The organism is Bacillus sp. KICET-3 (assembly GCF_033261025.1).
GTDB classification, from domain to species: Bacteria; Bacillota; Bacilli; order Bacillales; family Bacillaceae; genus Bacillus; species Bacillus sonorensis.
In genome coordinates, this window is record NZ_CP137345.1 from 161,765 (window position 1) to 170,861 (window position 9,097).

The 9,097-nt window shown below is 44.1% G+C and carries 14 protein-coding genes; 6 read left to right on the top strand and 8 right to left on the bottom strand.

The features are described 5' to 3' along the window. Window positions 1-59 precede the first annotated feature (59 nt). The 8 genes from R5H20_RS00945 to R5H20_RS00980 are packed head-to-tail and all read right to left on the bottom strand — an operon-like array spanning window position 60 to window position 5,423. A complete protein-coding gene (locus R5H20_RS00945) occupies window positions 60-818 on the bottom strand; it encodes an ABC transporter permease (RefSeq protein WP_006640348.1) in 759 nt (252 codons plus the stop codon). 1 nt (window position 819) lies between these two features. After that, on the bottom strand, window positions 820-1,518 hold the full coding sequence (locus R5H20_RS00950; protein ID WP_006640349.1) for a hypothetical protein: 699 nt from the start codon (window positions 1,516-1,518) through the stop codon (window positions 820-822). Next, on the bottom strand, window positions 1,515-2,420 hold the full coding sequence (locus tag R5H20_RS00955) for an ABC transporter ATP-binding protein (RefSeq protein ID WP_006640350.1): 906 nt from the start codon (window positions 2,418-2,420) through the stop codon (window positions 1,515-1,517). Before R5H20_RS00955 ends, R5H20_RS00950 begins: the two co-directional genes overlap by 4 nt. A 24-nt stretch (window positions 2,421-2,444) precedes the next feature. After that, entirely contained in the window at window positions 2,445-2,678 is a 234-nt protein-coding gene (locus R5H20_RS00960) for a helix-turn-helix transcriptional regulator (RefSeq protein WP_006640351.1), read from the bottom strand. A 23-nt stretch (window positions 2,679-2,701) separates the two neighbouring features. Next, window positions 2,702-3,442, bottom strand: coding sequence for an ABC transporter permease (locus R5H20_RS00965; protein ID WP_006640352.1), 741 nt, complete (start codon window positions 3,440-3,442; stop codon window positions 2,702-2,704). 1 nt (window position 3,443) lies between these two features. Then, complete coding sequence (locus tag R5H20_RS00970; protein ID WP_006640353.1) at window positions 3,444-4,151, bottom strand: ABC transporter permease; 708 nt, start codon at window positions 4,149-4,151, stop codon at window positions 3,444-3,446. Then, window positions 4,148-5,068, bottom strand: coding sequence for an ABC transporter ATP-binding protein (locus R5H20_RS00975; protein WP_006640354.1), 921 nt, complete (start codon window positions 5,066-5,068; stop codon window positions 4,148-4,150). Before R5H20_RS00975 ends, R5H20_RS00970 begins: the two co-directional genes overlap by 4 nt. 52 nt (window positions 5,069-5,120) lie before the next feature. Then, complete coding sequence (locus tag R5H20_RS00980) at window positions 5,121-5,423, bottom strand: hypothetical protein (RefSeq protein WP_006640355.1); 303 nt, start codon at window positions 5,421-5,423, stop codon at window positions 5,121-5,123. 341 nt (window positions 5,424-5,764) lie between these two features. Between R5H20_RS00980 and R5H20_RS00985 the strand changes: the two genes are divergently transcribed. The 6 genes from R5H20_RS00985 to cwlD all read left to right on the top strand — a co-directional run bounded on the left by R5H20_RS00985 (window position 5,765) and on the right by cwlD (window position 9,069). After that, window positions 5,765-6,073 (top strand): ATP-binding protein, encoded by a 309-nt coding sequence (locus tag R5H20_RS00985; RefSeq protein ID WP_157678823.1) that lies wholly within the window; start codon window positions 5,765-5,767, stop codon window positions 6,071-6,073. Beyond that, entirely contained in the window at window positions 6,066-6,680 is a 615-nt protein-coding gene (locus tag R5H20_RS00990) for an accessory gene regulator ArgB-like protein (RefSeq protein WP_006640357.1), read from the top strand. The genes R5H20_RS00985 and R5H20_RS00990 overlap by 8 nt, the downstream gene beginning before the upstream one ends. A 15-nt stretch (window positions 6,681-6,695) precedes the next feature. Then, on the top strand, window positions 6,696-6,827 hold the full coding sequence (locus tag R5H20_RS23485; protein WP_006640358.1) for a cyclic lactone autoinducer peptide: 132 nt from the start codon (window positions 6,696-6,698) through the stop codon (window positions 6,825-6,827). Continuing rightward, entirely contained in the window at window positions 6,824-7,549 is a 726-nt protein-coding gene (locus R5H20_RS00995) for a LytR/AlgR family response regulator transcription factor (RefSeq protein WP_006640359.1), read from the top strand. Before R5H20_RS23485 ends, R5H20_RS00995 begins: the two co-directional genes overlap by 4 nt. Before the next feature lie 281 nt (window positions 7,550-7,830). Then, window positions 7,831-8,274, top strand: coding sequence for a YbaK family protein (locus tag R5H20_RS01000; RefSeq protein ID WP_006640360.1), 444 nt, complete (start codon window positions 7,831-7,833; stop codon window positions 8,272-8,274). 81 nt (window positions 8,275-8,355) lie between these two features. Next, complete coding sequence (gene cwlD, locus R5H20_RS01005) at window positions 8,356-9,069, top strand: N-acetylmuramoyl-L-alanine amidase CwlD (protein ID WP_006640361.1); 714 nt, start codon at window positions 8,356-8,358, stop codon at window positions 9,067-9,069. Window positions 9,070-9,097 lie beyond the last annotated feature (28 nt).

Below are 9,097 nucleotides of genomic sequence, written 5' to 3' on the forward strand. Positions count from 1 at the left end.
CCGTACATGTTGAATTTGCCGAGAAGTTAGTAGTTTTTATTGGCTTTTTTATCAGGCTATCATGAATAAAAGGTTCTGTTATTCAACTTTTTAATGCTGAGCAGCGAGAAGATCGCTGTCATCGCGACGCAGACGATAAAAAATACTGCCAGCCTGTCGGTGCCGGCATATACATTTGTCATCCCATAGAGCGGCAGTGCCCATGGATAAAGGACTGGAATCAACGAGTCCGTATTGTTCGAAAAGGCCAAGAAGGAGGGGAAACTTAAGAATATGCTGATCATCAGGGCCGTCCGAGCGGATTTCATTCGCAGATAAAAATAGAACAGTAGCGTTCCGAGACTGATTGCCCCGGCCGTTCCAAGGATTACGGCCGATAAGTAAGTGCCTATCGGGATTTGGTCCGTATATCCAGAAGCATAGCCAAGGACAATCTGCAAACCGAACATCAGCAATTGTGCGGACAGAATGATGATTACGGTCCAAGCCATCTTGCTTAAAAAGAACACTGTTCCCTTTGCAGGAATCATCAGCAAATGCTCCCAATTGTTTGCTTGTTTTTCGTATTTGGACATTGTGCCCGTAATCAGGGAGATGATAATCGGAAAGAAGACCGTACCATAAAACATCTGGGTCATCATCAGCAGCATCTGCCAAGAATTCGCCTCATTGTAATCGTACTTTCCAATCATGATTTTTGTATGAATAATCCATCCGTAGATGACAGGCAGGGCAACTAGGATAATGATCATCAGCCAGATTTTCATTTTTCTAATTTTGATCCATTCTGCCGAAAACGCCTGCTGAAAGCTTGCCATTTCACTCACCTCCGGAAGAAAAAGTTTTTTGGTAAAAAGTCAGTAAAGATAACATGCCGTACCCCAGTGTCGACACCAGCATGAGAACTGGTAATAAGCTGTTTGCCTGTGTTCCGGCCTGCAACAGTTCAGCAAGCGGCCCCCATGGGAGCCACCAATAAGGCAGCACAGCATGAAAGAGGAAAACCGCCATCCCGATGCTGACGGAAATATACGGATTTTCAACCACGACTGATGCAGACGTCTGAAAGACAACAAAAGGAAGTGCAAACAGAAATGCCGTGTAGAGCAATGGTTCAGGGAATGTCTCTCCGAATATGAAGCCTAGTCCGCCCATCAGCAGCCACAGGATCAAACCGAATAGCTGGACAAGTAAGGTGGCTAGAATAACTTTTACAAAAAAATGCTTCCACTTTGCATGCGGAGTGGAAAGGAGAACGGGCCACATTCCCGATTTGTGCTCAACCCCGCTCACTAACAAGGTGAACATCATCACCACAAAGATGATGAGATAGCTCCAAGTCAAGGTGCAAAGCTCATAAAGGACGGTGAAGGCCTGTTCCGCGGTTCGCCCGTTTTTTGTCAAATAGAGCATCACTGTCCAACAGGCCGCAAAAATCAGGAGCGGTCCGGAACATAATGGCAGCAGGAGGGCTGCCGGCCTTTGTTTCCGCCACTCGGCTGCAAAAACGCTTTTCATACAGACACCTCGGAGGAACGGATTAGCTGTAGATAGGCTTCTTCCAGCGTCCCTGGAGATTCGTTTATATGAAAATCGGTTATTTCATTTTCAATCAAAATGCCTTCTATTTTGTCTTTTACTGCTCCAGAAACTTGCACTTGCTCGGCCCGGTCAATGCGGGTCTCTAAGCCATGTTCGCGCAGAATATCGATGATTTTTCCGCTTTCAGTCGAGCGGATGATGCAACTAGATTTTTGATCGGAGAGCAATGTCGCCATTTCTCCTTGAAACAGAAGGTTTCCATGGTAAATGACACCTATCCGATTTGCCATTTGCTCGACCTCTCCAAGAAGATGGCTCGATACAAGAACAGTGGCACCTTCTTTTTTCGGCAGTTCGCGGATTAGCTCCCGTATTTCATGGATCCCCTCAGGATCCAATCCGTTTGTCGGCTCATCGAGCAGCAGGAGCCTGGGGTTGTGAAGAATCGCGCTGGCAATGCCTAGCCGCTGCTTCATGCCGAGTGAATATGACTTTACTTTTTTAGACCCGACGCGGTGCAGACCGACTCTTTCAAGCGCCCAGTCGATAGCCCTGTTGTCTGAGATTCCGCGCAGGGTGGCCAGTATACGTAAATTATCGCGTCCGTCCAGATGTTCATAGTAGGAGGGCTTTTCAATCAGGGCGCCCGTCTTGGCTAGAATTGAAATCCGGTTATCAGGCATTCTATTTCCAAACACAAGAATCTCACCGGAATCGGGGCGGATCAAGCCCATCAACATCCGCATCATCGTTGTTTTTCCTGAGCCATTAGGACCGAGGAATCCGTATACTTCTCCTTCCGGAACCAGCAAACCGGCATCTTTCACGACATCGATGCGGTTGTATGTTTTCGTCACGCCTTTCGTTTCGATGATCAAGAATCGTCGCTCCTTTCTATTTCGTTACACATCTTCTTTTTTGTATTCAAATACATCATCGATCGAACAGCCGAACGCATGTGCAATTTCAAATGCGAGCGTGAGGGAAGGGGTGTATTTCATTTTTTCAATTGAGATGATTGTTTGCCTGCTCACACCTGCCCGTTCCGCTAATTGCTGCTGGGTCATCTTGGTGCGCGCCCGCCATTCCGGAAGCCGGTTCGTCAGTTTTTTTTTCTGTTTGTTTTCTGCATTCATACCTGTCCCCCATTGATCAATTTCTATGTCCATTCCTTTTTGTGAAAATATAAAGCACCGCCGCCGATGAATGCAACGAAGCTGACAATCAGCGTCGGATAAAAAGCTGATTCATTCGCCAAAAAGCCAGCATCTCCGCCCATAGCAGCTGAAAAAGCCTGTGTCATGCTGAGCATTGGATGAGACCAAGGATAAAGAGGTCCCAACAGCTCCGAGTTGGCAATGAGGATAGCCGGCAATGTCAGCATTACATTGACGGTGCTTGGACCGGCAAAGCTTTTAAAATAGGTCGCAAGCCAAAACTGAAGGGCGGCAAGCGGAAGGCACGACAGCCATCCCATAAGGCAGCTCATGACCAGGCTGTACCAGGGGAACGGAGAGCCGAATCCTTGAACGCTTCCCACAAACCAGACGCCGATCAGGAAAAACAGCTGCGTGAATAGCAGCAAGATCATGATGATGACATATTTGGCAGCGTACACTTGAACCCTGCTCACCGGCAGGGTCAACAGCTGCTTCCATCCGCCGTGGGCATGCTCGTTACTGCACAGTAGAGCGGCAAGTACACCTGTCAACAATGGCAAAAACAGCGCACTGTGCGTAAGGATCATTTGTGTGCTCAGTGCAAGCCATTTGCTCGAGCCAATGCTGAAGAGCGGGAAAAAACCGATGACAGCGGAAAGGGCTGGACTGGAGAGCACGATAAACCAGATTTTTGAATTTTTTAGTTTCAGCCACTCCAAGTTCAATAGTTGATAGAACATACTATGCGACATCCTTTCGTGATAGGGATAACAAGGCAAATAAATAGATGAGCAGTCCCACGGCCAATCCCTTTATGACTGAGAGGGTGCTTTTCCCTATACCATCTATTAACAATGGCCATTTCCATGGCATCCACTCAGGCAGTCCGTAAGCATACATGATAAACACTGCACTTGCGATGCCGATTGTCAAAGCGATGCCTTGATTGGAATATTTCACTGAGAGCCAAAACTGTAAAAAAACGAAAGGTAGTGCTGCAAATAATGTATAAAAGCTCATCATCAACGCATCCCCGAGCGGAAATGTCTCCGAAAATCCAAGCAGTCTGCCGAGCACATATGTGCCCGCAGGAAGTATAGCTGTCGAGATCAGCATCATGGTGATAATGATGATAATCTTGGACTGGTACACTTTCCATTGTTTAACGGGGAGGGAAAAGAGTTTCTTCCACATATTTGCATGATGTTCCATTCCCGCGAGCAGCGAGTTGATCATCGTTGTTCCGAGAAGGAGGGCAGGCGGCCAGTAGGCATGGATGTTTTCAAGCAGGAACAGCCATTTATCCGGGTTCCGCGACATGAGGTAATCAAAGCGGAGCGCATAATTGGCCCCTTGCATCGCGACGACTCCGAGTGGGCCGAAAATGACGATTACCCATGTCAGTTTTCTGATCTTCAGAATTTCAGATTTCAACAGTTCAGAGATCACAGTGTTTCTCCCCCTTTAGTTATGTCGAGGAAGATATCTTCAAGTGATTTCGATTCGTCGTAAATTCGGAAGATGTCAATCTCATTTTCAAAGAGTTTTCTGGCGAGCCGGGAAATTTCCATATCAGTCCTGTCCTCAATCATCAGGCCGCGCTGTGTTTTAACTGCCTCTACGCCCTCACGCGAGAAAATGTCTAACGCCCCGTCCGTGTCACTTGTCGAAAATACAATCTTTGTATCGGCCTTCGAACGGAGCTCTCCGATCGCGTCTTGAAAGAGCATTTCTCCGTTGGCGATGATTCCTACCTGGGTGGCTACTTGTTCAATTTCAGAAAGCAAATGCGAGGAGATCATGACGGTAATGCCGTAATCGGACGGCAGTCTGAGGATGAGCTCGCGTATTTCAAGGATTCCCGCCGGATCCAATCCGTTTGTTGGTTCATCGAGAATGACGAGTTTCGGATATCCGAGCAGCGCTGCAGCTATGCCTAAGCGCTGCTTCATGCCGAGCGAATATTCTCCCGCTTTCTTGTCCGCCATTTTCGTCAATCTGACCATCTCAAGCACATCGTCAATATTAGACTTCGGAACATTCAGTATCTTCCGGATCGCCTCCAGATTCTCCTCGCCTGTGAGATGAGGATAATATGACGGCGATTCCACAAGTGAACCGACGTTTCGCAGAATGTCGAGCCGATTGCTTTTCAAGTCCTTCCCAAAGATTCTCGTTTCGCCTTTTGTCGGGTTGATGAGTCCGAGCAGCATGCGAATCGTCGTCGTTTTTCCCGCACCGTTTGGACCGAGGAAGCCATAAATTTCTCCCTCTTGAATGCACAAATTCACGTTTTTCACAACATCTGTTTTACGGTATGTTTTGGTTAATTGTCTCGTTTCCAGAATATATTGATGTTCATCCATTTTTTCATCCCCTTGATCGCATTTTTCCTTGTTTTATTCGTCAAATGTGGAATCAGTACTTTCTTTTCAAAATGAACAGATAGATAGTACCGAAAATTACGCTTAGTGCAAACATTAATGACGTTATTTTTTGATACATTAGTCCACTGATGTCATGGCCGAATCCGAAGAAAATACTCAGTGCGATAAGCGCTGCAAGCACATAAAACATAGAGGAGTAGACTCTTAGGAAAATTGCTTCTGACCGTTCATCCCTGCCCATACGCTTCGATACTATCCAGATAATTGCCAGGCAGGCGAGGATCACCACTCCTCCAATACTATTTCCGTATACCGCAATCTGTTCGATATTCATGGTAATCATCCTCCATAATTAGTTATTTCAGTTAAATTGTAAAGTATACTTCACTTATTGTAAAGCTTGCTTTACGAATTTTAGAAAAAGACACGCTTCTTGACGATCCAAGAGCGTGTTATGAAATCATTTCTTTATAGAATTCACTGTAGAAACTGGACTTTTTCAGCAACTCATGGTGTGTGCCCGATTCGATGATTGTCGCGCTCAGCGCCCTGCTCCTTTCGTATAAGGATAAAGCCTTAAAGGAAGATATTCGTATTCACTATAAAATCAGCGATAGTCTGAGGGATTTTCCATGCAAGCTTTTTGAAACAAATAAAATATTTGGAAACCTGATCATGAATGCAGTGGAAGCCGTAAAAGAACTCGGTGATATTCCAGAACGGACAGTATATGTCCAGATTGATTCCGGAGAAGGTTACTACAGAATAGATGTAGGCAACTTTGGAGACGTAGAGCGGTTCGCTGAGATGGTAGATCGGATTTTTGAAGAAGGATTTTCTACGAAAGGCAAGAAGGGAAGGGGATATGGCCTCCATATCGTTAAATCAGTCGTTGAGAAGCATCAAGGATTCATCTTTCCGGAGATCATCGATAGGATGATCGTCTTCAAAGTCAGGATTCCGAAGGAGTTAGGCGATGGTTAAGTTCACACCCAATTACTTGTCAAAAAAAATTTCGGAACAGATCATTTATTACAACCCTGATTTTCGTAGCAGGCAAGATAGCATACGATACGGGCTTGAGTGGATGCTTGCCGCCATCAATCAAATACTCCTGGTATTTATTATAGCTTGTTATTTTGACTGCGTGATACAAGCCATGGTCATCTTGTCGGCGGGCGGATTTTTGAGAATGTTTTCAGGGGGAAGCCACTTTAAAGGTTATTACTCCTGTTTATTTTTCAGCACGTTTCAAATTATGGTGATCACGTACATATCCATAGAATTTGCTTTTCACTTCTCCCGGGGGATGAAATGGATGCTGATTGGCCTGATTGTCTTGTCATTTTTCATTATCTTAAAAAAATCACCGAAACTGCATAAAAAGATGCAGGTATTCAGTCCTCAACAGAGAACAAAGATTAAATATAGGTCGATTGGCGTTTTTCTGGGTCTCATGCTGGTCAGCCTTTTGGTTGACAGCCAGCTTCAATACGGCATTTGGATCGCAATGATCATGCAAAGCATTACCTTGACTGACTCATGGCATAAAATCATCTTATCTTTTGATAAGAGGTTTAATAAAAAATAAAAGGGGACTAGGGATATGGTGAAATTTATTACTTATTTGATTGGTGTATCCGCTTTGTTTTTCAATTCAATTACTTCACTAAGCAGCTGTTTCTGGTTTGCTTATGAACCGGAATTGCCTGAGGATTTAAAGAGTGACGATCATTGACGGTAAGAATATGCGTGATTGATGATGATCAAGATATTCTTGATTTCTTCAAAGAGGTTTCGGACAGCATCAGTCATGCTAGATTTGAATTAATCACAAGAGAAATAAGCGAGTTGATTTCCCACCTGGAGTCTGTGAATGAAGTCGATCTGGTCATTATCGATATCAATCTGAAGCAGTCAAGCGGTTTCGATTTAGCTGAATATCTGAAAGAGTATTATCCCAGTATCAGCATCATGTTCATGAGTTCCTACACAGAATACGCTCTGGATGGATATAAGTTTTATCCTATTGATTTTTTAGTCAAACCGATTAACATTTTAAGACTCAAATCAGCTGTAGAGCTTCTTCGAAATCATAAGGCTTTTTCAAAAAGAAACAATAAAAAGATAGGCATCAGTTCTAGCGGCAAAATCCATCTCGTAGATGTAGACAGCATTTTGTATATTGAAAAGGTGGGGAGAAAATCCTGCATAAATCTTGAAAATGGAAAGATTATTAAGTCAAGTCAATGTTTGATGACACTTGAGGAAATGCTTAAAGGGAGCAACTTTTTTAGAACCCATCAGTCTTTCCTCGTTCCGTTGGATAAGATTGAGGAAATCATCCAAGACACCTACATGAAGTCGTATAATCTAAAAATTAAAAACTGCAAAAAGATTATCAATGTGAGCCGTAACAAATACCGTGAGCTCAAAGAACTTCTCACCGCGGTGATATAAAAGTAAAACTTTTGCTTGATACAAGGCACGATGAATCGATTTAGCCAATCGATCATTGCGCCTTTATTTATGCTGCTGGACAGATGATTAAACAAGTATTGAAAAGAAGAAAAGACTAAAAACTGATTTTCCTTTGCAGAACACTTTTTGGATGGCGCGCATAAATGAGCTGAAACTAACCTCTCCTAATATTTTCGGCTTCTTCCTCTGTTTCCCTTCACCGCTTGAGCATGATTTTCCGATCCTAATTGCACAATACAAGGTAAAAAGGAGGCGGTGTTATGGGAGTTGTTTTATCCTTTATGAATGAGAAACAAAAGAAACAGATGAATTTGGAAAAGAAGCTTCTGCGGGAGCTCTCGATTGAAAAAATCATGAATATTGCAGAGGAATGCTTCACTCCTCTAATTCATTTTTTTTCAAAACATACGGATATTTTATATGACGGCTGTATTGATTTTGCGATTGAAGCATATTTGCTCGGCGCTCAATTCGGGAAGTTCGGCTATTATGGAGAGTCCGTCCAAAAAGCAATGACACGTTCCGAACAAGAAGAAAAACAGCTGCTGCATGAACTTTATGAATACGCCTTGAGCTGGTCGGAGGCTTTCAATATTACAATTTCCCATGAAGGGCTCTATTATGCCTGTGAACACTTTATCCAAACCTGGTGGAAGGAAGGTTTCAGCGAGAGGGAAAAACGCATCAAGCTCCGCCTCAGATAAAATGGGCGGATCGCCGAACCAGAATCATATTTCCTTTCCTTGTCCCATATCTTGTATTAAGGACAAGCGGGAGGGAAAGGGATGAAAGAAAAAATAAAATGGCTCGGGTTTTTGCTCGGCTTTGTCGTTTTATTATGTTTGTTTCAGTATCAATTCAATAATGATGGTTCATGGAAGTCGTGGAATCTGCCGTTAAGCGGAAAAATCATTTACATTGATCCAGGGCACGGGGGCCCTGACGGGGGCGCTACAAGCGGAGAAATTCTCGAAAAGGACGTGGCGCTGGAAGTTTCTATGCGAATCAGAGATTATCTTCAAGAGCAGGGTGCTTTGGTGCTGCTGACAAGGGAAGATGATCATGATCTTGCGCTCGAAGAAACGAAAGGACTCAGCCGAAGAAAAGCTGAAGATTTGCGGAAGCGGGTGGATATGATCAATAATTCGGAAGCCGACCTTTATCTCAGCATTCATCTAAATGCGATTCCTTCAGCGCGGTGGAGCGGCGCCCAAAGTTTTTTCTACGGGCAGTATGAAGAAAACGAACGGGCAGCCAAGTTTATTCAGGATGAATTAAGGCACAACCTTGAAAATACGGAGCGGAGAGCAAAACGGATTCATGGCATTTATCTGATGCAAAATGTAAAAAAACCGGGAGCGCTTGTTGAAATCGGGTTTTTATCGAACCCGAAAGAAGCGAAACAGCTGGCAAAGCCCAAATATCAGGACAAGATCGCAGCGTCAATTTATAAAGGCGTGCTCCGTTACTTTACAGAAGACAGAGACCCCCCTGAATAAGGAGGGTTTCTTTTTACGTCAAAGACAC